A 23590-nucleotide genomic window follows, 5' to 3' on the forward strand; every position below is an offset into this window, starting at 1 on the left:
ACACAAGTCCCCGCCGCCCAGAGCCGCCAATGAGCGAAATCGACGTGGAGCCGGTCGACTCGGTCGAGGACGACGAGTCCGCCGACGTGGAGTCACCCGCCCACGGCCACGAGTCCCCCGAGACGCTGGACGTAGAGACTTCCCTCCCCGAGACCGTCGACGCGCCGGAGTACGTCCTCTACGGCGGGAAGGGCGGCGTCGGCAAGACCACCTGCGCCGCCGCGACGGCGCTGGCCTCGGCTGCGGCCGGCACGAAGACGCTCGTCGTCTCCACCGACCCGGCCCACTCGCTGTCGGACACGCTGGACGTGGACATCCCGGCTCACCCCAGCCGACTCCGGGAGGACGTACCGCTGTGGGGCGTCGAGATCGACCCGGACGCCGCGATGGAGGAGGGCTTCTTCGCCGCCCAGCAGGAGGAGGGGCCGGTCGGCGACCTCGCGGGGATGCTCGGCGACGGCGCCGGGATGGAGTCGCTGCTCGGCGGCACGATGCCCGGCGCCGACGAGGCGGCGGCGATGCAGAAGCTGATCGAGCACATGGACGACCCGCGGTTCGACCGCGTCGTCGTCGACACGGCGCCGACGGGCCACACGCTGCGCCTGCTCCAGCTGCCGGAGATGCTCGACACGATGGTCGGCCGGATGGTGAAGCTCCGCCAGCAGTTCTCGGGGATGATGGACGGGCTGAAGGGGATGTTCGGCGGCGAGGACGGGGAACCCGCGGGCCAGCAGGATCTCGACGAACTCAAGGAACGGATCGAGCGCCTGCGAACGCTGCTGCGAGACCCTGAACGAACCGACTTCCGGGTCGTGATGGTGCCCGAGACGATGAGCGTCGTGGAGTCCGAACGGCTCGTCGGGCGACTGGACGAGTTCGACATCCCCGTCGGGACGCTGGTCGTCAACCGAGTGATGGAGGACCCCGCGGACGTGGCCGATCTGGACGGCGTCGACGAGCGAAGCTCGTCCGCCAGTCAGACGCAGTCTGACAACGTCGACGACGACTGGATCGTCACGCCGAACCTGGAGGACTGCGAGTTCTGCCAGCGACGCTGGTCGGTGCAACAGGACGCGCTGGGCCGGGCGAGCGACCTCTACCGCGGGCGTGACGTGAAACGGGTGCCGCTACTGGCCGACGACGTGCGCGGCGAGGCGGCGCTGCGGGTCGTGGCGGCCTGTCTGGACTGAGCCCTACGCGAACCGATTCCGGCCGAACCGGATCGCCGCGTCGACCAGCGAGTCCGGGAGGAAGCGACTCTTGATCAGCAGGTTCGCGACGGTCCCGACGGGCATCCGCGCGGGCGGATCGGTGAGGTTCGCGGCGTCGACGATCGTGGTCGCGACGCGCTCGGGCTCGACCGCGCCCGTCCCGCCGCCGCCCACCGCCTCGGTGTCCTCGAACATCGACCAGAACCACTCGTAGGCGCCGGTGCGCTCGGCGCGATCGGACTCGTCGTTCGCGCGGTCGGTGAACTGGGTCTTTACCGGGCCGGGCTCCACGACGACGGCGTCGATGCCGTGGTCCTCGACCTCCCAGCGCAGCGCGTCGGTCATCGCCTCGAGCGCGAACTTCGAGCCCGAGTAGGCGCCGCCGCCGGGCATCGACACCCGGCCGGCGACCGAGGAGACGTTCACGACGGTCCCCTCGCCAGCCTCTCGCATGTGCGGGAGTACTGCCCGCGTCAGTCGGTGGGGGCCGTAGACGTTCACCTCGAACTGGTCCTCGACCGCCTCCACGGGCAGCTCCTCGGTCGGCCCGAACTGGGCGTAGCCCGCGTTGTTGACCAGGCAGTCGATCCGGTCGTCGACGCGGAGCATCCGGTTGACGACGTTGCGTACGTCGCTGTCGTCGGTCACGTCGAGTTCGTCGATCACGCAGTTCTCGTGGTCCTCAAGGTCGGCGATGTCGTCGGTGTCACGTGCCGTCGCGTATACCGTCCACCCGTCGTCGAGGAACGCCTCGGCGGCGGCGCGGCCGATGCCGGACGAACAGCCAGTGATCAGCACCGTCTCCGGTCGCATAGCTACGTGCTGGTTCGGCCCAGGGTTAAGTGTGAGCAAACGCGGCCGCGAGTCGAGCGACCGAGTGGCGCCGACTCACTCGTACTCGGCTTTCACCTCGTCGGCGTAGCGATCCGCCAGCCGCGTCGGCTCGGGGAGCTTGTAGCCCGCACACAGCGCGTCGACGAGATCACGCGTCGTCGCCGCCGAGACGCGGTGGCCCGGCGAGACGTAGAGGGGGTTGATCGACTGGCTGCGGTCCCACTGCCGGGACTGGTAGGCGTGGCCGATGGTGGTCCCCTCGGGTGCTTCCACGTCCGGCCCGGCCTCGATCGGCGTTGACCAGCCCGCGGGCCGGCCGTCGACCGGCTCGGCTGGTTCCCCGCAGAGCAGTGTTTTCGCGACGCCGACGCTCGGCAGGTCCAGCACGACGCCGACGTGGGTCGCGATGCCGGCCTGCCGGAAGTGGATCCGGCCCGAGCCATCGAACACCGCCAGATCCGGCTCGACCGAGAGCTCCTCGATCGCCGCGAGGATCGGCCCACCCTCGCGGAACGCGAGCAGGCCGGGGATGTACGGGATCGACAGCTGGGTCACCGCGTGGGCGCGCTCGATCACGGCGCCGTCCTGCACCGCGACGATCGCCGACACCGCGCGCTCGTCGAGAAACGCCTGATCGACGCCGACGATCACCGGCGCGTCGCTGCTCGGGCCGAGGCGTTCGTTCCCGCTCGCGTCGGCCTCGACCGGGCCGTCGACGGCGACGGCGTCGGGATCGAACGGGAGGTCGTCCGCGAACGCGGCGGCGTCGGCGATCTCACGCTGCAGCGCCTCCATCTCCGCGCGGGAGAGGGCAGGATCCGGACGGAACTCGGGGCGGTCGAGCGGCACGGCTCAGAACCCGCCGCCGCGACGGCCGGGCCCCCCTGGTCCGCCGGGGCCACCGCCGCCGAACTGGAGCTGGCGGGGCGGCTCGATCTGGTCCTGGACGTACAGCCCGTAGGCCAGCCCGATCGCCAGCCCGGCGAGGTGGGCCCAGTGGGCGATGCCGGCGCCGCCGCCGACCTGTCCGAACCCCTGGAGCAGGCTCAGCGCGGCGAACCCGATGGTCAGCGCCCAGATCGGCACCGGGAGGAAGAAGTAGAGGTACACCGTGAGCCCGGGGTTCAGGATCGTCAGCACGCCCATGATCGCCAGCAGCGCGCCGGAGGCGCCGACGACGCCCGTCGCGACCCCCGGCGAGAGCAGGATGCTCGCGCCGATCTGGGCGAGGCCGGCGACGGCGCCCGAGGCCAGGAACAGCGCGACGTAGCGCTTGGTGCCGATCCGGCGCTCCACGACCTGGCCGAAGAAGAAGATCCCGATGCTGTTGGCCGCGATGTGGACGATGCCGCCGTGGGCGAACACCGAGGTGATCCACGTCCAGACGTACTCCGGGTGGTCCGACCGCAGCACGAACAGCGTCGCCTCGAGTTCCGGGGAGGCCAGAACCCGGATGACCAGCTGCGTGACCCAGGTCACCCACATCAACAGGAGGAACACGAACGTCGCGTTGTTCTGGACGTAGCTCCGCCAGATCGACCGGGCACGGCGTCGGAGGCCGGCGCGGCCGCCCCGACTCGTCCCGGCGTCACGCTCCTCGGCCTGGTTGAACACGCCGACGGGGTCGTCCCACTCCAGCCCCGGACAGTCGTGGTTCTCCGGGAGGCGGTGGTCCGCGCAGAACGTGCCGCCACAGCGACGGCACTCGTAGGGCATGTTCTCTTGCTTGCCACACTCGTCGCAGGTCGCCATTACGCCGGGGTTGGCGGCGGCGGCTAATAGGTCTGGGGCTCTCGACTGCTAGAGGTGTTTGCGGAGGTACCGGTACGGCGCGAACACCGCCTCGCTCAGCCGGCCCCGGTAGCCGCCGGCCTCCGCCGTCGCGTAGACGATCACCGGGACGCCGCGGTTCTCCGCGATCGACACCGCGCGGTCGGTCGTGGAGCCGAACACCCACTGGCGCAGGAACCGCGTTCGGGTCGCGCCGATGATGAGGGTGGCCTCGTTTTCGGCGGCCTGGTCCACCAGCGTATCCGCGATGTTCTCGCTGGTGAGGCTGTGGACGTGCACGTCCTCGTCCTCGTCGAACACCGCGAGCGTCGGCTCGACGTCCTCGGCGATGCCGCTCTTCCCTTCGGGATCGACGCTGACCACGTCGATGCGGCTCCCCACGTCGCCCAGCCGCTCCGCGAGATCGAGCAGCGCGGTGTGGTGGGGGCCGCCGCCGGCGCCGATCGTGACCCGCGAGAGGTCCCGTGGGCGGTTGCCGCCACCCACGAACAGCGTGTCACACGGCGCCTCGTACTCCACTTTCTCGGTGATGTGGGGGTGCTCCTCGGGGATCCCCATCAGGATCCGGTCGACCTCGTCCTCGCGTGCCGTCTGGAGGATGTCGAACGCCACGTCCCGCGAGACGTGCCCCTCCGCGAGCAGGTCCGCGGCGACCTCGCCCTCTATCTCCGCGAGGTCGCCCTCCAGCCGGCTCATGCGCTCCTCAGCCATGTCGAGAAACGCCGCCGAGTCCGCCTGATCGGGGATGTCGACGGTGTTGAGCACCTTCACGATCGGTTTGGCGTCGTAGAGCTCGCCGATGCGGGAGGCGAGGCGGGCGTGGTCAACCGCCCGATCCAGTCGGTTCACCGGCACCAGCACCGTGAACCGGTCGTCGACGCTCGGCAGCGCGTGGTCCCCGCTGTCGCCGATCAAGCTGACCACCTGCCGTTCGCCGGCGGCCTCCTGAACCAGCTCGTCGGCCTCGGGCGCGCCGCCCCAGAGGAGGTAGGCGCCGACGACGAGCACCGTCAGGCCGACGCCGATGATCACGCCGATGGTCGGCAGTTTGTACACCAGCGCGATGTTGGCGAGCACGCCGAGGATTGGGAGGTACGGCACGAGCGGCATCTCGAACCCGCGCGTGAGGTCGGGCTTGGTGCGCCGGGAGTAGATCAGCGTGAGGTTGACGACCGAGAGCGGGACGAGCAGGTTGAACGTCGCGAACCCGGTCAGCGGTTCGAGGCCGAGCGACGGCGCCGGGCCGACGGCGCTCGCCACGCCGTGGTGGCCGAACAGCGTGATGAACACGAAGATGAGGCCGGCGATCACCGCCGTAGCGCTACTGACCGAGTAGAACGGCGTGCCGTAGTCGGGGTGGATCCGGGAGAACTTTCGGGGCGCGTGACCCCGTCGCCCCATTAGCGAGCCGATCCCCGAGGCCGCGAGGATCGACGCGTTCGACGCCGAGACCATCGAGAACACCGCGCCGGCGACGATCAGCAGTTGGCCGACCGGCCCCAGGAACGCCGCGGCGACGTTCCCCATCGCGGTCTCGCCCGCCTGCAGTACCTCGGCACGGGGTTGGCCCGCGATGGTTTCGGGCGTGTTGACCATCGCGACGATGACGAACGTGTAGAGCACGGTGACGGTGACGATCGAGGCGGCGATGGCCTTCGGCACCGTGTTCTTCGGATCGATGATCTCGCCCGCCGAGGCGGCGATCGCCGAGAAGCCGAAGAAGGTGATGAACGCCAGTGCGGCGACCGAGAGGATGTCGGTCGACTGACCGACCACGCTCCCGAAGTTTCCGGTGAACGTCGTCGTCGCCTGCCCCGGCCCGGCGAAGTTGAGCGCGCCGCCGACGAACACGATCAGCACCGCCACTTTCGCCGCCGTGACGATCACCTGGAACGTGCCCGACTCCTCGGTCCCGCGGGCGTTCAGTGTCCCGAGCAGCACCGCGGCGATGACGCCGACGGTCCCGCGTGGGAGGACGCCGCCGACCGATTCGGGAAGGATGAACAGGAAGAACCACTCGTCCATCGTCGCGAGGTAGAACGCCGTCGTCCCGGTGTACCCCAGAAACAGCGAGGCGCCGATGGCGTAAGTGAGTAGGTCCTGATCCTCAAACGTCCGGGAGGTGAACAGGTAGCCGCCGCCGTTCTCGGAGTAGATCGACGCGAACTCGGAGTAGGCTGCCGCAGTGATACTCGCGACCAGCGCCGCGATGACGAAGGCGATGACGGCGCTCGAACCGATCTGGTACACCGCCGTACCGGACAGCGAGAAGATCCCCGCCGCGATCATCGTCCCCAGCCCCAGCGCGAACGCGACGCGGAAGCCGAGGGTGCGAGTGCGCTCTACCACGTTAGACCACCCGTCGCCGTGGCGCGGGCGGCGGCATGACCCACGTGCTGTGGTGTCACAGACATGTCCGGACACTCCACGAGGTTCGAGAAAAAAGGTATCGGGTGACGGACGGTATATGCGATTTCTGACTCTTTGCGCCGTCCGTCCGATTTACTGCACTCTACCCGCCGATTTCGAGCCCTACTGGTACTCCGTGAACGTCAGGGTGTAGCCCGCCGGCCAGCTGTAGTAGTCAACGTCGACCTGCGTCGCCGTCGAGTTCGATCACGACCTGCGAGGCTGTCGTCGCTCCGTTCGTAGCTGTCGTCGCCGTCCCGGTCGCCCGAGAGGCTTCCCCTCGCTGGCGGACGGCGGTGAGCTGCCGGCCCCACCGTCGTTGCCGGCGCGCTCGGTGCGCCGATCCCTTTCGGCACCGCACGCCGCTGCGAACCGTGTTGGGTACCCGCTGCTGTAGTCCACTCCCGGAAGCGATATCCCGGGCGGGACGCAGGGACGGCTATGGACTGGGTTCGGCGGCTGCTGGGCGACCGGCGCGAGGGGGTCGCGCTGTTCGTCGACGGGCCGAACGTGTTGCGCGAGGAGTTCGACGTGGATCTGGACGACGTGCGTGCGGCCGCGGCCGCCTCCGGCCGGGTCGTCGCCGCACGGCTCTACCTCAACGAGGAGGCGCCCGGGAGCCTGATCCGGGCGGCGGAGGCTCACGGGTTCGAGGTGATCACCACCAGCGGCGACGTGGACGTGAAACTCGCCGTCGACGCCGCCGAGTTCGTGCTCCGGAACCGCGTCGCCACGATCGCGGTGGCCTCCCGGGACACCGACTTCAAGCCCGCGTTCGAACTCGCGGGCCGGGAGGGCGTGCGGACGCTCGCGATCGCGCCCGGGAGCTACGGGCGCTCGGACGCGCTGCGCTCGGCGGCGGACGAGAGCGTCACGCTGGGGGAGTAGCGTCGACGCCGGGCGAAGCGCCGCACCGACACGCCTATCTCACGGGCCCGCCCACGCCGACGCGTGACCGAGAACGCAGAGCGCCGACTCGCCCGCCGGATCGCCGGCGAAGTGGTCCTCTCGGACGACCCCGGCGCGACGCTGCGGAAGTGGCGCACCGACTTCGAGGTGTCCCAGACGGCGCTGGCCGAGGAGATCGACGTCTCCTCGTCGGTGATCTCGGACTACGAGAGCGGCCGCCGCGAGAGCCCCGGCATCGGCGTCGTCCGGCGGCTGGTCGAGGGACTGATCGCCATCGACACCGCCCGCGGCGGCGCTCACGTCAGGCAGTACGCCCGCGTGGTGACCGCCGGCTTCGAGAGCGACATCGTCCACGACCTCCGGGAGTACTCGCGGGCGGTCCCGCTCGCGGAGTTCTACGAGGCCACCGGCGCGACCGAAATCGCCGATAGCGACACGACCCACGTCAACGGCCACACCGTGATCGACAGCATCGAGGCGATCACCCGCCTCTCCAGCGAGGAGTTCTACCGGCTCTACGGCGAGAGCACCGACCGCGCGCTGGTCTTTACCGAGGTCACCCGCGGCGAGTCGCCGTTGGTCGCCCTGCGCGTGCTGACGCCGACGCCCAACGCCGTCGTCCTCCACGGGATCGAGCCCGAGGACGTGTGGGATCACGCGCCCGCGCTCGCGAAGCGGGACGGGTTCTCGCTCGCGGTGTCGACGAAGGATCTCGACGGGATGCTGGCGGACCTCCGGGCGCTCCCCTGAGCCGGTCCCCCCGGATCGCGCGCGTCCCTGTCACGCGGCCCCGCGAAAACGCGCTTTTAACCCGCTCGACCGGCAATCGGAGGTATGAGCGAGTCCGCTGATCGCCTGCCGCTTCCCTGTCCCTCCTGTTCGCCGCGCGAGGAGACGGTCCACGAGGTGCTGAGTCCCGGCGGGCAGACGACGGTTCGGTGTACGGAGTGTGGCCACGTCCACAAGGAGAAGATCGAGACGCCCGAGGAGGTCACGGTCGACGTGGTCGTCTCGCAGGACGGCGACTCCTACAAGGCGACGCTGAACGCGGTCGCCGAGGAGGAGATCGAGGCCGGCGACGAGTTCGTCGTCGAGACCACCGAGGCGATCCAGCAGGTCGAGGTCACCAGCATCGAGGTCGGGCCCGAGCGCCGGACCGAGCACGCCGAGATGGACGAGGTGGAGACGGTCTGGACCCGCGTCGTCGACAACGTCGGCGTGAACATCACCATCCACCCCAAGGAGGGCGACGGCCGCAACGAGCAGTCCCGGAGCACGAAGGCGTTCCTGCCGGGCGACTTCGAGTTCGTCGTCGGCGAGACCTACGAGCTCGGCGACGACGAGTTCGCAGTCGACAGCATCCAGCTCCGGGACGCCGTCGCCGACGACTACCGCCACAAGAAGCTCGACCACGAGGGCGACCTCGCGTTCGCGAAGGACGTCAAGCGCGTCTTCGGCCGCGACGAGAAGACCAGCGCCTGGTCGGCCTGGTAACGCAAGCGACTTCTCCCGCCCGGTCGGTCGTTCCGGCGATGAGCGACGAGCCGGCGGCACGCTTCGAGTCCACCGCCGAGCAGTACGCCGTCTACCGCCCGGAGTACGACGACGCTGCCCTCGACGTTCCCCGGGAGCGGTTCGACCTCGACGGGACGGGCCGGCTACTGGATCTCGGCTGCGGCACCGGACGCCTCGGCGTCGCGCTGGCACCTCACGTCGACGAAGTCGTGGGGGTCGACCCGAGCGAAGCGATGGTCGAACACGCACGCGAACGCGCCCGCGCCCGCGTCGCCGACGCCTCGAACACCGAGTGGCGAGTCGGCAGCGACGCGGACCTCCCGGCGATGGCCGACGAACTCGAGCCGCTCCGCCTGACGGTGATGGGGCGCTCGTTCCACTGGCTGGCCCAAGAGCGGACGCTCGACACCCTCCACGAGATCACCGAACCGGGCGGCGGCGTCGCCCTCCTGAGCGATACGGAGTGGCTCGCCCGCGGCACCGCGGACTGGGGGGACGCGGTGTACGAGGTCGTCGCCGAGTTCCTCGACGATCCGCCCGAGCGGACCGGGCCGATCGAGTACGAGGACCCGTGGACCGAGACGCTCGCCGACCACGGGTTCGAGGCCGTCGAGCAGCGGGTCTTCGAGGCGGACCGCGAATGGGACGCCGATAGCGTGGTCGGCTACCTGCTCTCGCTCTCGTTCTGCTCGCCCGCGGTACTCGGCGACGACTGGGAGCGCTTCGAGAACGCCGTTCGGGAGCGCCTGACCGGCTTCGACGAACCGTACGAGGAGACGGCGACGGTCGAGGTCATCGTCGCCGAGGCGTGACTACTCCCGGCCGAGCACCTTCCGCACGCAGGAGGGGCCAAACGGCCCCAACTCGCCGCTCTCGAACTGGACGAAGTGGCCGGTCGAGATGCTCGCGCCGCAGCGCCGGCAGTCGTAGTCGCCCTCGCGCTCGACGACCTCGCTCTCGAAGCGCACGTAGGTGCCACTCGTCCGGGTGCGCAGGCGGCCGTCCTCGCGCTCGATCAGCCCGCGCTTCTCCGCGTCGTCGAGGATCTCCCGGGTGAGCGAGGGGCTGGTGGTGACCGCCTCCAGCCGGTCGATCGTCTCGGCCAGCGAGAGCTCCTCGTCCTCCAGGTGGGCGAGCAGTTCGAGGCCGAGCTCCTTCTTCGTCTCGCGGGTCGACACGGGCGGGCGTTCTCGGGCGGGGCGCTTGAGCGTTGTGTGGCGACGTTCCCCGACGTTCGCTATCCCGAAATCTGGTTTATGGATCGGTGCGAGAGCCGGCCGGGGGCGACGTTGCGCGATCGTGAAACGGGGACCCGTCCGGGAGAGCGGACTACGCGAAGAACTCGGTCAGCCGGTCGGCGGCCTCCTCGACTCGCGGCGTCACCAGCGCGAAGCGGAGCCAGTCGCTGTACGCGTCGCCGAATCCCTCGCCCGGCATCCCGGCGACGCCGGCCTCGTCGACGAGGCGCTTCACGTTCGCCATCGTGCCGGGGTAGCCGTCGAAGCGGGCCATCACGTAGAACGCCCCGTCCGGCCGGGTGTACTCCGCGCCGGCGGCGTCGAGGGCGTCCGTGAACGTGTCGACGCGCTCGCGGACCAGTTCCCGGGCGGCCTCGTAGTAGGCCGCGTCGGCGCCCTCGAGCCCGCGCAGGACGGCGTACTGGCCCGGGCGTGTGGTGGCGACGTTGACCAGCATGTGGCGGGCCTTCGCGTTCTCGGCGAGCCACTCGGGGAAGATCGCGTAGCCGACGCGGAAGCCCGTGATCGCCAGCGACTTCGAGAAGCCGGAGGTGACGACGCGGTGCTCGGAGTCGATCGTCAGCGCGGACTCGAACGTCCCCGAGAGGTCGAAGTGGTCGTACACCTCGTCGACGACCGCGACGGCGTCGTGGTCCTCACAGAGCCGGACGATCTCCTCGACCTTCGCGTGGTCGTACACCGCGCCGGTGGGGTTGTTCGGCGTGTTGAGCACCACCAGCCCGGTCTCGTCGCCGATCGCCTCGCGGTAGGCGTCGACGTCGAGGCTGCCGTCGCGGTTGGCGGGCACGAACGTCGCGTCGCCGCCCAGAATCTTCGTCTTCCCCGGGTAGTAGGGGTAGACGGGATCGGTCAGGAGCACCTCGTCGCCGGCGTCCCGTTCGAGCGCGGCGGCCATCCCGAGGTAGTTCGCCTCGCCGGTGCCGTTGGTGACGACGATCCGGTCGGGGTCGACGCCGCGGCGCTCGGCGATCTCGGCCTTGAGTTCGGGGGTGCCGTCGCTGGGCGGGTACTGGAAGCGATCCGGCTCGAACTCGGCGTACTCCTTCAGCCCGTCCCGGAGCGCCTGGGGCGGCTCCCAGTCGGGGTTGCCGCTGACCATGTCGATCACGTCGTGCTCGGCGTCGCCGACGTAGCCCATCACTTCGAAGAACTTGGGCTCCTCGTACTCCATGCAGGTGGGTGTGGCGGCAGGGGTATGCCGCTTTCGGGAAGCGGTATCGGCGCGTCAGCTCCGGACCAGGCTGGCGCCGTCGAACTCCGTCCGGGAGAACTCCAGTTCCATCAGGTCCAGGATCGTCGGCGCGATGTCGAGCAGGTCGCAGTCCTCGATGCTTGCCCCGGGAGTGTCGATGAACAGCGAGGCGTTGTCGAAGCTGTGCATCCCGTTCCGGGGGCCGTCGGCGAACACGTCGCTGCCGCCGGTGAAGCCGGCTTTGAGGTCGAACCCGTGGTTCGGGATGGCGACCAGATCCGGGGCGATATCGTCGTGGTCGCCGCGGAACGCCTGCTGCTTCTCGACGACGCGCTCGCAGACTTTCCGGCCGTCGGGGCCTTCGAGCGCCTCGAGCTCCTCTTTGAGTTCGGCGCGGACCGACTCGTACTCGTCCTCCGGGACGCTTCCGCGGGGCTCCCGGTTCTCGAGGTTGATGTAGAACCGGCCGGGGATCAACGAGTACGCCCGGGTGTCGTCGGCGATGTCGCCGAGCTCCTCGTGCTCGTCGTCCCGGTAGGAGAGCCAGTCCTCCTGTTCGAGCCACTCGTTGAGGTGGACCTCGTAGTCGAGGCTGGTGAACCCGTGGTCGGAGGCGACGACGAGCGTCGTGTCGTCGGACAGCATCCCGCGGATGTTCCCGACGTACTCGTCGAGCTGGCGGTAGAACTCCATGAACGCCTCCTTGTTCGGGCCGTCGCGCTCGTAGTCCTCGAACAGGAAGTGGTTCACGCGGTCGGTCGTCATGAACACGCCGAAGAAGAGGTCCCAGTCGTCCTGTTCGAGGTAGTTGGTGAACGCCTCGTAGCGCCTGTCGAGGGTCTCGTGGGCGTCGTCCATGAACGGCCCCTTGTCCTCCTCGTGGCCCTGCTTCACGTCGGCGTCGATCTTGTAGTCGATCGACTCCAGGTACTCCCGGAGGTCGTCGGGGTAGGCGGCCTTCTCCACGCTGGGCGAGAGGAAGCCCGACACCATGCGCTGGACGTTGCGCTGGGGCGGGAACGTCACGGGGACGTTCATCACCGTCGCGTCGCGGCCGTCGTTGGCGACGCGGTCCCAGATGCGGGTCGCCTGCACGTCACGACCCATCGGGACGTAGGTGTCGTACGTACCGATCTCGCGGTCCTGGAAGCCGTAGACGCCGGTCTCGCCGGGGTTGACGCCCGTCGTCAGCGACGGCCAGCAGGCGCTCGATTCCGGGGGCACGATGCTGTCGATCGGGCCGGCGCTGCCCTCGTCGGCGAGCGCGGCGAAGTTGGGGAACTCGTCCGGATGCTCGTCGAGCAGGCTGAACGGCACGCCGTCGATACCGAGGAAGACGACTCGGGGGTCGCTCTCGCCCCGGAGTCGGTCGAACAGTCCCATGCGTTGCCGTACCGTCGAACACCTTAAGAACCTTCCCTCTACGGAGTGCCGAGACGGTGACCGCCGGCCGTACGGGTGCCGGCTGCTTCCACCCCCGCCCGTCATCGTGAGCTGGTTACGGCGACGGCCATCGACGACTGCGTCGACGGGATCCGTGAGTCGGCGTCATGGTACCGGTGAGCCGGTGGCCAGGGGATCGGTGAACCGGCGCGGCCGGGGCCAGTTCGGACCGGTGGCCGGATGGTGTGGCACGGGGGCACAAGACTTACTTAGGTGTGTGCCATACTTTGGCACGCATGGCGACGTCAGAGCAGCACTCCGCCGACGAACTGTTCGACGAGTTCCTCGAAGACCGCGGACACGAGACACGGGGATGGGAGGAATCCTATAACAAGAAACAGTGTCCGGACTGCGGCGGCCTCCACGAGGCGACTGCGGTGGAGTGTTCGGTCTGTGGCTGGCGGCCCTGAAGTCGGTCCGCCCCGACGGGTGGGCCTTCTCCGTTCCGACCAACGTTCGCGCGGCAGCTACAGCTGTTCTGCCAGCCACTCGAGGTTCATCACGGCCGCCGAGAGCAACACGCCCAGGATGGAGGTCAGCACGAGGAAGGCCGAGACGACGCTGACCATCGGCGAGAGCGAGGACTGCAGCGACGTCCACGCGAGCACGGGTACCGTCTTCACCTCGAAGGACTTCAGGAACAGCGCCATGATGAACTCTTGGAGGCTGACGATGAAGGCCACGACAGCGGCGATGACGACGCCGCTGCGGACGTTCGGCAGGATGACGTGGTAGAAGACCCGCGAGGGGCGGGCCCCGAGGTCCATGCCGGCGTCCCGGAGGTTCCAGTCGAACCGGGCGAACACCGACTGCATGATGAAGAACACCAGCGGCGTCGCCCACAGCGTGTGCGCGACGACGATGTTCACGTAGCTGTTCGTGAGGCCGACCCGGTTGAAGTAGATGAGCAGGGTCAGCCCGAGCACCACGGGCGGGATGAGCAGCGGCAGCAGGACGACCGGCGGGAGCAGTTTCGCGACCCGGGAGTCCGAGCGCTGGACGGCCAGCGACCCCGTGACCCCGAGTACGGTCGCGAGCAGCGACGCGCCGACACCGATGGCGAGGCTGTCCCGGACGGCGCCGAGCCACTCCTCGCTGCCGAAGAACTGCGCGTACCACTCGAGGGTGTACCCGCTCGGCGGGAACGTCAGGTACGACGACTGCTGGAACGAGGTGACGAAGACGACGACGATGGGCAGCATGAGCACCGCGAACACCAGCCAGTAGCCCGCCCGGAACAGCGCGTCCTCGACGCGCTCGCGGGGGATGTCCGCCTCAGACATCCTGAACACCCCCGACGGAGCCGGTGAGCAGTCGAATGACGGCCAGCGTCGCTGCGAGCATCGCCGCCAGCATCAGCAGGGCGAAGGCCGCGCCGACCGGCCAGTTGAAGTTCGTGAGCATCAGGTTCCCGATCTCCATCGCGAAGGTCGTCTGTTCGCCCGTCCCGAGCTGGGAGGGCGCCGCGTAGGCGCCGACGCTCCAGGCGAAGGAGACGACGGTCGCGACGGCGACCCCGGGGAGCACCTCGGGGAGGACGACCTCGAAGAACGACCGCGGGCGGGACGCGCCGAGGTCTCGCGCGGCCTCCACGACGTCCCAGTCGAGCGTGGAGAGTACGCTGTAGATGGCGAGGACGGCGTAGGGGAACACGATGTACACCTGGCCGACGACGGTGCCGAACAGCGAGGGCGCGAACTGGATCCGCCCGTCGACGAGCCCCAACGAGAGGAGCAGGTCGTTGAGGACGCCGTTCGGCGCGAGCAGCGGCCGCCACGCGTACGTCTTCACCACCAGCGTCGTCAGCAGCGGGAGGATGACCGAGAACAGCAGTATCGACTTCGTCAGCCCCTCCGCGCGGTAGGCGGCGTACGCGTAGAACAGCCCGAGCAGTACCGCGACCACGGTCGCGATGACGCCGAGCTTGAACGAGAAGAGGATGATCTGGTGGTAGAGGTTCGAGGCGAGTATCTCCCCGTAGGCGGCGAGGGTCCAGCCGCTCTCGTAGAACCCAGTCTCGGGCTGGGTGTTGAAGCTCATCCGGACGAGGATGAGGAAGGGGACGACGAAGAACACCAGCTCGAACGCCGCCAGCGGGGCGAGCAGGAACACCGACGCGGAGTCCTGGCGCTTGATGCGCTCCCCGACCCACGCGAACATCGACTCGTCGGCCAGCGCGTCCATCAGGTCCCACCTCGCCCGAGCCGTTCGCCCTCCGAGAAGACCAGCAGGTCCTCGGGGTCCCAGGAGACGACGACGGGGTCGCCGACCTCCAGGTCGGTCTCGTCGCCGACGCTCTGCTCGAAGAAGACGCTGGTCCCACCGATTTCGATGTAGAAGCGGACCGACGACCCGCGGTAGAGGACGTCCGTGATGGTGCCCTCGAGCGCGGTCGTGACGTCCCCGTGCGCGGCGGACTCGGTCAGCTGACCGCCGTCGGTGGCGACCCGGGAGACGTCGAACTCCTCGGGCCGGAACGAGATGGTGAGCGGGTCGCCCGCCGCGACCCCGTCGTTCGGTGTCGGCACCTGGATCTGCTCGTCGAACTCCGTGGTGGCGACGATGCCCTCCTCGACCGTCTCCTCGACGGTCGCGTCAACGAGGTTGGTGTCCCCGAGGAACTCCTCGACGAAGAGGCTCACCGGGTCGTCGTAGATCTCCCGGGGCTCGCCGACCTGCTCGATCTCCCCGTCGTTCATGATGGCGATGCTGTCCGCGAGCGTGAACGCCTCGTTCTGGTCGTGGGTGACGTGGACGAACGTCGTCTCGACCCCGTCGTGGATGTTGCGCAGCTCGAGCTGCATCTGCTCGCGGAGCCGCTTGTCGAGGTTCGACAGCGGCTCGTCGAGCAGCAGGACGTCCGGCTCGATAGCCAGGGAGCGCGCGAGCGCCACGCGCTGCTTCTGGCCGCCGGAGAGGTCACCGGGGTCGGCGTCCGCGAACTCGCCCATCTCGACGATCTCGAGCACCTCGCGGGCACGCTCGACCCGTTCCTCCTCGTCGACGCCGTCCATCTTCAGGCCGAAGGCGACGTTCTCGAGGACGGTCTTCTGGGGGAATAGCGCCCACGACTGGAACACCATCGAGGTGTTCCGATCGTAGGGCGGCTGGTCGGTGACGCGCTCGTCGCCGATGTGGACCTCGCCGGACGTGGGCGTCTCGAGGCCGCCGAGCATCCGGAGGGTCGTCGACTTCCCACAGCCCGACGGGCCGAGCAGGCAGAGCAGCTCCCCGTCGTCGATATCGAGGTCGAGGCCGTCGACCGCGGTCAGGTCGCCGTACTCCTTGGTCAGGTTTGCGAGTGTTACGGAGGCCATCGCCTTACTGGGTCTTCATCCGCTTGAACTTGTTCGAGAACTTCTCGGAGTGGGGTGCGACCTCCTCCCACTGCGGAATCGACCACTGCTCGGCCTCCTCCGCGTCGGTCGGGAGGTACTGGGCGAGGTCGTCCGGATACGACATGTCGGCGGTGGTGAAGAACAGCGGGTGGTCCTCGGCCCACTCGCTCTGGACCTCGGGGTCGAGAAGCATGTTGATGAACTCCTCGCCGAGGGTGCGCTTGTCCGTCCCGCGGACGACCGCCCAGTTGTTCATCCAGCCGGCGTTGGCCTCGGGCATCGAGAACTCGACGTTCGGGTGGTTCTCCATGTCGTAGTAGACCTGGTCGAAGTACCACTGGGCGGCGTCGATGGTGCCGTTCTGGAACTGCTGCCAGATGTCGGTCCCGGAGCTCGCCCAGCCCTGGATGGGCCAGGCCTCGAGCGTGTCCAGGAGTTCGTCGTGGTACTGTTCTTGGTAGAGTTCGCGCGCGCCGGGCGCGGCGTCCGTGCCGACACCGGCGCCGAGCAGCGGGTAGATCCAGAACCCGGAGTCGACGCCGACGCCGCTGGACTGCTGAACGGTGGAACTCGAGAAGTCGCCCCAGGTCTCCACGGGCTCCTCGAGCTCCGTGTTGTAGAGGATGCTCAGCGGCGCGCCGTCGACGGGCGCGCCGTGGGAGTGCGGTCGGATGTCCTTGTAGTGCTGAATGACGTTGTCGATGTTCGGGATGTTCTCCTCGTACCGGAGCTCCTCGAACAGGCCCTGCGTCCGGCCGTTGTAGTAGATGGGCTCACACGCCACCGTCACGTCGAACGGCGGGTCGTCGGCGGGCGCGGACTTGATCTTCGCGAGCAGCGAGTTCCACCCCGAGACCAGTTCGAGTTCGGCGTCGAACCGGGACTCGAATATCGGGCGGATGGCTTCCTCGAAGCGCTCGACGTAGTTGCCGCTCCAGACCGTGACGCGAAGCGTCGGCGGTCCGCCGCTGCCGCCGAGTACCCCTCCGCAGCCGGCGAGCGCGGTCGCACCCGCGGTGCCGGCCGCGCCGAGGAACGCCCGGCGGGTCGTAGAGCGGTGTCCAGTGTCTCGCGACGCCGTTACATCGTCCAAGCTGTCGCCTGGCACACTCGGCGGCAAACAGTGTCCGACATAAAACCCTGATGACCACGGGAAGCCAATGCGGGTCCTCAACAAGAAATTTCGCAGGATGGGTGCCCCACCCCTCGCGGCGGCTGTCTCCCCGCCGGGAACGGAACCCCACGGCGCGCCTCTGGCCAGTTCTCCAGAACCCACTTCCTTATTGGGGACCGGCCCCTGTAACCGGTAATGACCGAGTCGGACGTTCACGTCACGCGCCTGTTCGGTGGGCCCGGGAGCGGGAAGACGACCGCGCTCCTCGACCGGGTGGAGGAACTGCTGGAGGATCCGGACGTGACGGTCCGGGACGTGCTGGTGGTCTCCTACACCCGTGCGGCGGCGGCGGAGATCCGCGAACGCCTCGCCGAGCGCCTCGACACGACGCCGCGGGCGCTGCAGGGCAACGTCTGTACGATGCACGCCAAGGCGTACGAACTGCTCGACCTCTCGCGGGGCGACGTGGTCGGCGAGAGCGATAAGGAGGAGTTCTGTGAGGAGTACGGCGTCGAGTACGAGGACGAGAAGTCGGGCGCCGGCCGGCGGACCGCACGGTCGACGACGCTCGGCAACAAAGTGATCGCGACCTCCCAGTGGCTCCAGCGAACCGACCGCGAGGTCGCCGACTGGTACGACGTGCCGTTCCAGTGGGACGTGGAGGACGTTCGGCTCCCGCCGGAGATCGACCCCAACGCCCAGGAGGGGAACAAGTACACCCCGACGTGGCCGTCCGACGACGACCGCCTCGACGTGCCCGAGGCGATCCGGGCGTGGCGCAACTACAAGGGCGAGAACGGGGTCGTCGGCTTCGCCGACATGCTCGAACGCGTCGCCCAGCGCTCCCTCCAGCCCAACGTCGACTACCTCGTCATCGACGAGTTCCAGGACATCACGACGCTGCAGTCCCGCGTCTACGAGGAGTGGAAGCCCCACCTGGAGAAGGCGTTGATCGCCGGCGACGACGACCAGGTCGTCTACGCGTGGCAGGGCGCCGACCCCGACCTGCTGCTGGACGAGGACGTGGACGAGGACGTGGTGCTGCCGAACTCCTACCGCCTCCCCTCCCGCGTGCTCAACGTGGTGAACAAGGAGATCCGCCACATCGACAAGCGCCAGGAGAAGGACCTCCGGCCCCGGAAGGAGGGCGGCCGCGTCGAGGCCGCCGAGTCGCCGTCGATGCTTGAACTGGTGCGGAACGTCCGGCACACCGTCGAACAGGAGGACAAGAGCGAGGACGGCGAGGGGACCATCATGCTGCTGTTCCGCGCGCGCTACCAGATGTTCGACTTCGTCGACGAGTTCATCGACGAGGGGATGCCCTTCTCCTCGCTCACGGACCAGCGGCTCTGGACCGACCGACTCACCGACTACGTCCGGGCGATCGAGGCCGTCGACGCCGGCGAGCGCCTCACCGCACTCCAGGCACGGCGGCTGGCGGACATCCTGCAGGAGTCGGCCTTCGGCAGCAGCGAGCGCGACGACCTCTACGACCTGATCGACGAGATCGAGGAGCAGTCCGCGAAAGATGACCTCGCGGAGATCCCGGTCGCGCCCGACGCCGTCGAGGACGTGGTGCCGTTCATGCCCGGCCCCCGGAGCGCCGGCGACATGGCCCGGAAGATCACCTCCTTCCAGCGCAAGTCGATGAAGGCGTACTTCGAGGGCGACTACCGCGGGATGGACCCCGACCGCATCCGGGTGGGGACGATCCACTCCGCGAAGGGTCGCGAGGCCGACCACGTGTTCGTCGCGACCGACCTGACCGAGAAGGTCGTCGAGCAGATGGCCGCCCAGGCCGCCCAGCAGGGCCTCGAGACGCCGGGCGACGAGGAGTTCACCAAGACCACCAACCCCGTGCCGGTGCTGACCGACAACGAGCGCCGCGTGTTCTACGTCGGGATGTCCCGTGCCCGGGAACGGCTGGTCCTGATGGAGAACCTCGTCACCGGGGCGCCGACGCTGCCGATCAGTGTCGTGCTGTTCAACGAGCTCCGGGACGAGCCGCCGGCGGAGCTCATCGACGAGGTGCAGGAGTCGCTGGAGGCCCCCGAACCGGAGCCGTGAGCCGGCCGCTCGCACCCGGGGCGCCCGAGGTCCCCCACGACCACCCCGACGCCCCCGAGACCGACCTGCGGCCGATCGCCGACGCAGTCGCGGAGCACGGCGCCGCCGGCTTCGTCGCCGTCGGCGACCGGTTCGCCGACGACCTGCGCTACCTCTCGCGGTTCGGTGGCCCCGACCGCGACTACGCCGTCGTGGTCACGCCCGACCGCGCTGCCCTGACCGCGCCCGGGCTGTTCGACGAGCAAGCCCACCGCGAGTTCGTCGACGGCGCGCCGGGGGACGGGATCGCTCGCGAGGTCCGGACCGAGAAGCAGGGCGACCCGGCGGGCGTCCGTGGGGCCGCCGTGCTCGACGACCTCCGGAACGACGCCGGCGACCCGGACTCGCAGACCGTACTCACGCCCGCAAGCATCCCCCACGACGCCGCGCTCTACCTCGAGGACGCCGGCTACGACCTCGCGTCGACGACCGCCGTTGCCGACGCCCGAGAACGAAAGACTGAGGCCGAACTCGCCTGCCTGCGCCGCGTACAGGCCGTCACCTGTCGCGGGATGGCCCGCGCCGAGGCGGTCCTCGCGACCGCCGAACCGGCCGGCGACGACCTGCTGTTCGATGGCGAACCGCTCACGACGGAGCGCCTTCGCCGCGAGGTCGACGTGGAGATGGCCCGCCACGGGATCCGCAGCGCGGGCAACACCGTGATCGGCGCCGGACAAACCGCGGCGGACCTCCACTACACCGGGATCGACCACGTCTCGCCCGGCGAGACGGTGCTGCTCGACGTCTCGCCCCGCGGCCCGCACGGCTACTACGGCGATCTCACCCGCACGTTCGCGGTCGCGAGTGAGGGCGGCTGGGAACGGCGCGCGTTCGTCGCGGTCGAACGGGCCCACGGGACCGCGCTCGACCACGTCGAGGCGGGCGTCACGGCCGGCACCGTCCACGAGGAGGCCGCCGCCGAACTCACCGCTCACGGCTTCCGGATCGACTCCCCGGAGATCGGTTTCACCCACGGCGTCGGCCACGGCGTCGGCGTCAGCCTCCACGAGGGGCCGTCGCTGCGGGCTGACACGCCGCTGGAACCGGGCAACGTCGTCACGATCGAACCCGGCGTCTACGACGCCGACACCGGCGGGGTCCGGATCGAGGACCTCGTCGCCGTCACCGAGAACGGCTACGAGCGGCTGGCGACCTATCCGGTTCGGTTCACCCCTGTCCCCCCCGCGTAACCCGTCCCCGACTTTTCCAACCAGAACGCGACCAACCACCCCGTGGTCTGAACCAGGCCGCAGGGCGGTCGAAGCGGGAGCACGGCGCACCCCCTGCGGCGTCGACTGCGCGCCGTCCGTTCGCCACGGCTGTGGCGGCGCCACCGCCCCGCCGACCTACTCCTCCTCGGACTCCTCGGGGTCGGCGACGACGCCGTCGACCGCTCGCTCGGCGGCCATCCCCGGCAGGTCGCCCGGCGTGGTCAGGTACTTCGGGAGCAGTACCATCAGCACCGCGACCGCGAGGAAGGCGCCGCCGACGGCGACCTCGCCGCCGAGCAGCCGCTCCGTCGCGTAGATCCCCAGCGGGATCGCGAACACGAGGCTGCCCGCGACGCCGAGGGTCTCCAACAGGCCGAGTCGCATCACCGCCCGGTAGGCGTTCGGTCGGCAAAACCCTCTCGTAACGGAATCGAGAGTGGAAACGCTCTTGAGACGCGACGGCGGAGCCACGGACGTGTTCACCGGCATCGTCGAGCGAACGGGCGAGATCACCGACGTGAGCGAGACCGAGGACGGGCGCCGCCTCACTGTCGCGGCGGCCGGGCTGGAGGACCTCCACCACGGGCAGTCGATCAGCGTCAGCGGCGTCTGTCTCACCGTGGAGGCGTTCGACCGCGAGGCGGGCTGGTTCGAGGTGTTCCTCGCCGCGGAGACGGTCGAGAAGACGTACCTCGGCGAGCTATCGGCCGGCGACCCGGTCAACGTCGAGCGTGCGCTCCCCGCTGACGGGCGCTTCGACGGCCACGTCGTCCAGGGCCACGTCGACACCACCGCGACCGTCGAAGCCGTCGAACAGGTGGGCGAGGACTGGCGCTACACGTTCTCGCTGCCCGCGGAACTGAGTCAGTACGTCGTGGAGAAGGGCTCCATCGCCGTCGACGGCATCAGCCTCACCGTCGCCGCGCGCGACGAGGACCGCTTCGAGGTGGCGATCATCCCGGCCACCCGCGAGATCACGACCCTCTCGGAGAAGGAGGTCGGCGACCCGGTCCACCTGGAGGTCGACGTGATGGCGAAGTACGTCGAACGGATGACGGACGGCTACCGCTGAGTCGCCGGCGACGGGCTCAGTCGGCCTGTCCGGAGCAGGCTTCGGCGCCGCCGTCAGCCTGCACGGGCTCGGGCGGGTTCAGCTGGTAGAGGTTCTGTCGCGCGTCGGCGAAGTAGACGTCCTCGTCGACGACACCGATCCCCTCGAGCCGTTCGAGCGCGTAGCGTACCGTCCGTGCGGAGAGCATGGACTCCTCGACGATCCCCTTCTGGGTCAGCGGACCGTCGTACTCGAGTACTTTGAACACGAGCTTGGCGCTTGGTGGGAGGTCGTCCAGGGCCTCCTCGTCAGTCTCGGTCATCATTTCGGATCGAAACCCTCCACCGGCATAAATCTTCGTGGACTGGTGTCGTGGCCCAACACGGCCGACGGCCAAGCGAACTCCTTTTGTCGGCGCGTCACGGAGTCGTTCCCATGGCTACGGAGAGTTCTCGCGGGCTTTCGGACCACGTCCGCGGGGTGACCGTCACGACCCTCGCCTGTCTGGCCGGCGTTACCGCGGCCGTCGTGAGCGCGATCGTGTTCGGGACCGACCCGTCGACGGTGGGGACGACGACGCCGCTGGCGGTCGTCGCGGGGTTCGTCATCGCCCAGTACCCGATCCTCTACGCCCTCCGCGTCGACGTGTCGGAGTTCGGCATCAAGGACAACCTCTACGTCGCGTTCATGACGTTCGCGCTCTGGTTCCTGAGCTACACCGTGGTGCTCTCGACCGGAGTGAGTTTCTGATGTCCAGCGACAGTATCGCGGTCGTGGATCTGGATCGCTGCCAGCCCGACCGGTGCAACTACGAGTGTCAGAAGTTCTGTCCGCCCAACCGGACGGGCAAGGAGTGCATCACGCTCCGCGGGGAGGACGCACAGGAGGGCGACCCCGACCAGATCCACATCTCCGAGGAGATCTGTCTGGGCGAGTCCTGCGGGATCTGCGTCGAGAAGTGCCCCTTCGACGCCATCGAGATCATCAACCTCCCCTCGGAACTGAACGAGGAGCCGGTCCACCGCTACGGCGACAACGCGTTCGCCCTCTACGGGCTGCCCACGCCCGAACCGGGCAGCGTGACCGGGATCCTCGGCCCGAACGGGATCGGAAAGTCGACGGCCGTCCACGCGCTGGCCGGCGAGACGACGCCCAACCTGGGCGAGTACGAGAGCGAGACCGACTGGGAGACGGTGCTCGACCGCTACCGCGGCACCGAGCTCCAGAACTACCTCCAACAGCTGATCGACGGCGAGATCGAGGTCGCGCGCAAGCCCCAGTACGTCGACCAGATCCCCAAACAGTTCGACGGGAAGGTGCGCCAACTGCTCGAACGGACCGACGAGCGGGGCGAACTCGACTACCTCGTCGACGAGCTCTCGATCCGACCGGTGATGGACCAGGCGATCGACTCCATCTCCGGCGGCGAGCTCCAGCGCGTCGCGCTCGCGGCGACGCTGGCCCGCGACGTCGACTTCTACTTCCTCGACGAGATCACCCCCTACCTCGACATCAGTCAGCGGATGACCGCCGCACAGCTGATCCAGGAGATCTCCGAGGACGGCGACCGCTCGATGCTGGTCGTCGAACACGACCTCGCGATCCTCGACCTGCTGGCGGACACGCTCCACATCACCTACGGGGAGCCGGGGGCCTACGGTGTCGTCACCGATCCCAAATCGGTCCGCAACGGGATCAACGAGTACCTCTCGGGCTACCTCGACAACGAGAACATGCGCATCCGGCCGGAGGCGATCACCTTCGAGGAGCACGCGCCGCGTGCCGCCACGAAGGGCCAGCCGCTCGTGGAGTACCCCGACCTGCACAAGTCCTACGGCGAGGGCGAGTTCTCGCTCGACGTGGAGGCCGGCACCATCTACGAGTCGGAAGTGCTGGGCGTCGTCGGGCCAAACGGGATCGGGAAGTCGACGCTGGCGAAGCTGTTCACCGGCGCGCTGGAGCCCGACGAGGGCGAGATCGACACGCAGCTCGACATCGCCTACAAGCCCCAGTACATCGAGATCGACCAGCCGATGCGCGTCGACGCGTTCCTCTCGTCGATCACCGACCAGTTCGGGTCGTCGTACTGGAACACCGAGATCGCCCAGCCGCTCCAACTCGAGCAGATCATGGAGCAGAACCTCGACGACCTCTCGGGCGGGGAGCGCCAGCGCGTCGCCATCGCCGCCTGCCTCTCGGAGGACGCC

The 23590-nt window shown here is 68.9% G+C and carries 24 protein-coding genes; 11 read left to right on the forward strand and 13 right to left on the reverse strand.

Annotated features, from left to right (window positions below):
• Positions 1–29: 29 nt before the first annotated feature.
• Positions 30–1190: an ArsA family ATPase gene (locus BMZ83_RS09220; protein ID WP_074877885.1), complete on the forward strand. Its 1161-nt coding sequence runs from the start codon at positions 30–32 to the stop codon at positions 1188–1190.
• Between the two features lie 3 nt (positions 1191–1193).
• On the opposite strand, the gene BMZ83_RS09225 is transcribed toward BMZ83_RS09220, so the two are convergent.
• From BMZ83_RS09225 to BMZ83_RS09240, 4 genes are all read right to left on the reverse strand, one after another.
• Positions 1194–2024 carry an SDR family oxidoreductase gene (locus BMZ83_RS09225; RefSeq protein WP_074877887.1) on the reverse strand — a complete coding sequence of 277 codons (831 nt, stop codon included), beginning with the start codon at positions 2022–2024 and terminating at the stop codon, positions 1194–1196.
• A gap of 75 nt (positions 2025–2099) precedes the next feature.
• Positions 2100–2840 (reverse strand): endonuclease V, encoded by a 741-nt coding sequence (locus tag BMZ83_RS09230; protein ID WP_074877889.1) that lies wholly within the window; start codon positions 2838–2840, stop codon positions 2100–2102.
• Positions 2841–2897: 57 nt separating this feature from the next.
• Positions 2898–3797, reverse strand: coding sequence for a rhomboid family intramembrane serine protease (locus tag BMZ83_RS09235; protein ID WP_074877891.1), 900 nt, complete (start codon positions 3795–3797; stop codon positions 2898–2900).
• Between the two features lie 48 nt (positions 3798–3845).
• Complete coding sequence (locus BMZ83_RS09240; RefSeq protein WP_074877893.1) at positions 3846–6185, reverse strand: amino acid permease; 2340 nt, start codon at positions 6183–6185, stop codon at positions 3846–3848.
• Positions 6186–6686: 501 nt separating this feature from the next.
• Between BMZ83_RS09240 and BMZ83_RS09245 the strand changes: the two genes are divergently transcribed.
• The 4 genes from BMZ83_RS09245 to BMZ83_RS09260 all read left to right on the forward strand — a co-directional run bounded on the left by BMZ83_RS09245 (position 6687) and on the right by BMZ83_RS09260 (position 9481).
• Entirely contained in the window at positions 6687–7133 is a 447-nt protein-coding gene (locus BMZ83_RS09245; protein ID WP_074877894.1) for an NYN domain-containing protein, read from the forward strand.
• A 63-nt stretch (positions 7134–7196) separates the two neighbouring features.
• On the forward strand, positions 7197–7904 hold the full coding sequence (locus BMZ83_RS09250; RefSeq protein WP_074877895.1) for a helix-turn-helix domain-containing protein: 708 nt from the start codon (positions 7197–7199) through the stop codon (positions 7902–7904).
• Positions 7905–7988: 84 nt separating this feature from the next.
• The gene (locus BMZ83_RS09255) at positions 7989–8648 is read left to right on the forward strand and encodes an HVO_0476 family zinc finger protein (RefSeq protein WP_074877897.1); all 660 of its coding nucleotides are present in this window, start codon (positions 7989–7991) and stop codon (positions 8646–8648) included.
• A 38-nt stretch (positions 8649–8686) separates the two neighbouring features.
• The gene (locus BMZ83_RS09260) at positions 8687–9481 is read left to right on the forward strand and encodes a methyltransferase domain-containing protein (RefSeq protein WP_074877899.1); all 795 of its coding nucleotides are present in this window, start codon (positions 8687–8689) and stop codon (positions 9479–9481) included.
• On the opposite strand, the gene BMZ83_RS09265 is transcribed toward BMZ83_RS09260, so the two are convergent.
• The 3 genes from BMZ83_RS09265 to BMZ83_RS09275 form a co-directional block, all read right to left on the reverse strand.
• Positions 9482–9847 carry a DUF5830 family protein gene (locus BMZ83_RS09265; RefSeq protein WP_074877901.1) on the reverse strand — a complete coding sequence of 122 codons (366 nt, stop codon included), beginning with the start codon at positions 9845–9847 and terminating at the stop codon, positions 9482–9484. It lies immediately after the preceding gene.
• Positions 9848–9998: 151 nt separating this feature from the next.
• Positions 9999–11099: a pyridoxal phosphate-dependent aminotransferase gene (locus tag BMZ83_RS09270; protein ID WP_074877903.1), complete on the reverse strand. Its 1101-nt coding sequence runs from the start codon at positions 11097–11099 to the stop codon at positions 9999–10001.
• Between the two features lie 54 nt (positions 11100–11153).
• Positions 11154–12503 (reverse strand): alkaline phosphatase family protein, encoded by a 1350-nt coding sequence (locus BMZ83_RS09275; RefSeq protein WP_074877905.1) that lies wholly within the window; start codon positions 12501–12503, stop codon positions 11154–11156.
• Positions 12504–12799: 296 nt separating this feature from the next.
• Between BMZ83_RS09275 and BMZ83_RS16860 the strand changes: the two genes are divergently transcribed.
• Positions 12800–12973: an HVO_0416 family zinc finger protein gene (locus BMZ83_RS16860; protein WP_166623217.1), complete on the forward strand. Its 174-nt coding sequence runs from the start codon at positions 12800–12802 to the stop codon at positions 12971–12973.
• A gap of 57 nt (positions 12974–13030) precedes the next feature.
• On the opposite strand, the gene BMZ83_RS09280 is transcribed toward BMZ83_RS16860, so the two are convergent.
• From BMZ83_RS09280 to BMZ83_RS09295, 4 genes are read right to left on the reverse strand one after another with little or no spacing between them, the layout of a single operon-like run.
• Complete coding sequence (locus tag BMZ83_RS09280; RefSeq protein ID WP_174955528.1) at positions 13031–13846, reverse strand: ABC transporter permease; 816 nt, start codon at positions 13844–13846, stop codon at positions 13031–13033.
• Positions 13839–14747, reverse strand: coding sequence for an ABC transporter permease (locus tag BMZ83_RS09285; RefSeq protein WP_079990149.1), 909 nt, complete (start codon positions 14745–14747; stop codon positions 13839–13841). Before BMZ83_RS09285 ends, BMZ83_RS09280 begins: the two co-directional genes overlap by 8 nt.
• Positions 14747–15880: an ABC transporter ATP-binding protein gene (locus BMZ83_RS09290; protein ID WP_074877907.1), complete on the reverse strand. Its 1134-nt coding sequence runs from the start codon at positions 15878–15880 to the stop codon at positions 14747–14749. Before BMZ83_RS09290 ends, BMZ83_RS09285 begins: the two co-directional genes overlap by 1 nt.
• A 4-nt stretch (positions 15881–15884) precedes the next feature.
• Positions 15885–17009, reverse strand: coding sequence for an ABC transporter substrate-binding protein (locus BMZ83_RS09295; protein WP_074877909.1), 1125 nt, complete (start codon positions 17007–17009; stop codon positions 15885–15887).
• 201 nt (positions 17010–17210) lie between these two features.
• Between BMZ83_RS09295 and BMZ83_RS09300 the strand changes: the two genes are divergently transcribed.
• Both BMZ83_RS09300 and BMZ83_RS09305 read left to right on the forward strand, forming a co-directional pair.
• Complete coding sequence (locus BMZ83_RS09300; protein ID WP_074877911.1) at positions 17211–19082, forward strand: UvrD-helicase domain-containing protein; 1872 nt, start codon at positions 17211–17213, stop codon at positions 19080–19082.
• Positions 19079–20311, forward strand: a complete 1233-nt coding sequence (locus BMZ83_RS09305; protein ID WP_074877913.1) for a M24 family metallopeptidase — start codon at positions 19079–19081, stop codon at positions 20309–20311. The genes BMZ83_RS09300 and BMZ83_RS09305 overlap by 4 nt, the downstream gene beginning before the upstream one ends.
• A gap of 156 nt (positions 20312–20467) precedes the next feature.
• Here BMZ83_RS09305 and BMZ83_RS09310 read toward each other — a convergent pair whose 3' ends face one another.
• Positions 20468–20716 carry a DUF7533 family protein gene (locus BMZ83_RS09310; protein WP_074877915.1) on the reverse strand — a complete coding sequence of 83 codons (249 nt, stop codon included), beginning with the start codon at positions 20714–20716 and terminating at the stop codon, positions 20468–20470.
• Positions 20717–20807: 91 nt separating this feature from the next.
• Between BMZ83_RS09310 and BMZ83_RS09315 the strand changes: the two genes are divergently transcribed.
• Positions 20808–21404 (forward strand): riboflavin synthase, encoded by a 597-nt coding sequence (locus BMZ83_RS09315; protein ID WP_074877917.1) that lies wholly within the window; start codon positions 20808–20810, stop codon positions 21402–21404.
• Positions 21405–21420: 16 nt separating this feature from the next.
• On the opposite strand, the gene BMZ83_RS09320 is transcribed toward BMZ83_RS09315, so the two are convergent.
• Positions 21421–21705: a helix-turn-helix domain-containing protein gene (locus tag BMZ83_RS09320; protein WP_049980064.1), complete on the reverse strand. Its 285-nt coding sequence runs from the start codon at positions 21703–21705 to the stop codon at positions 21421–21423.
• 113 nt (positions 21706–21818) lie between these two features.
• On the opposite strand from BMZ83_RS09320, the gene BMZ83_RS09325 reads away from it, so the two are divergent.
• Both BMZ83_RS09325 and BMZ83_RS09330 read left to right on the forward strand, forming a co-directional pair.
• Positions 21819–22133: an EMC6-like membrane protein gene (locus BMZ83_RS09325; RefSeq protein ID WP_074877919.1), complete on the forward strand. Its 315-nt coding sequence runs from the start codon at positions 21819–21821 to the stop codon at positions 22131–22133.
• A partial coding sequence (locus BMZ83_RS09330) for a ribosome biogenesis/translation initiation ATPase RLI (protein ID WP_074877921.1) occupies positions 22133–23590 on the forward strand: 1458 nt, incomplete at its 3' end. The genes BMZ83_RS09325 and BMZ83_RS09330, both read left to right, overlap by 1 nt.

Source organism: Halolamina pelagica (genome assembly GCF_900115675.1).
Lineage (GTDB): Archaea > Halobacteriota > Halobacteria > Halobacteriales > Haloferacaceae > Halolamina > Halolamina pelagica.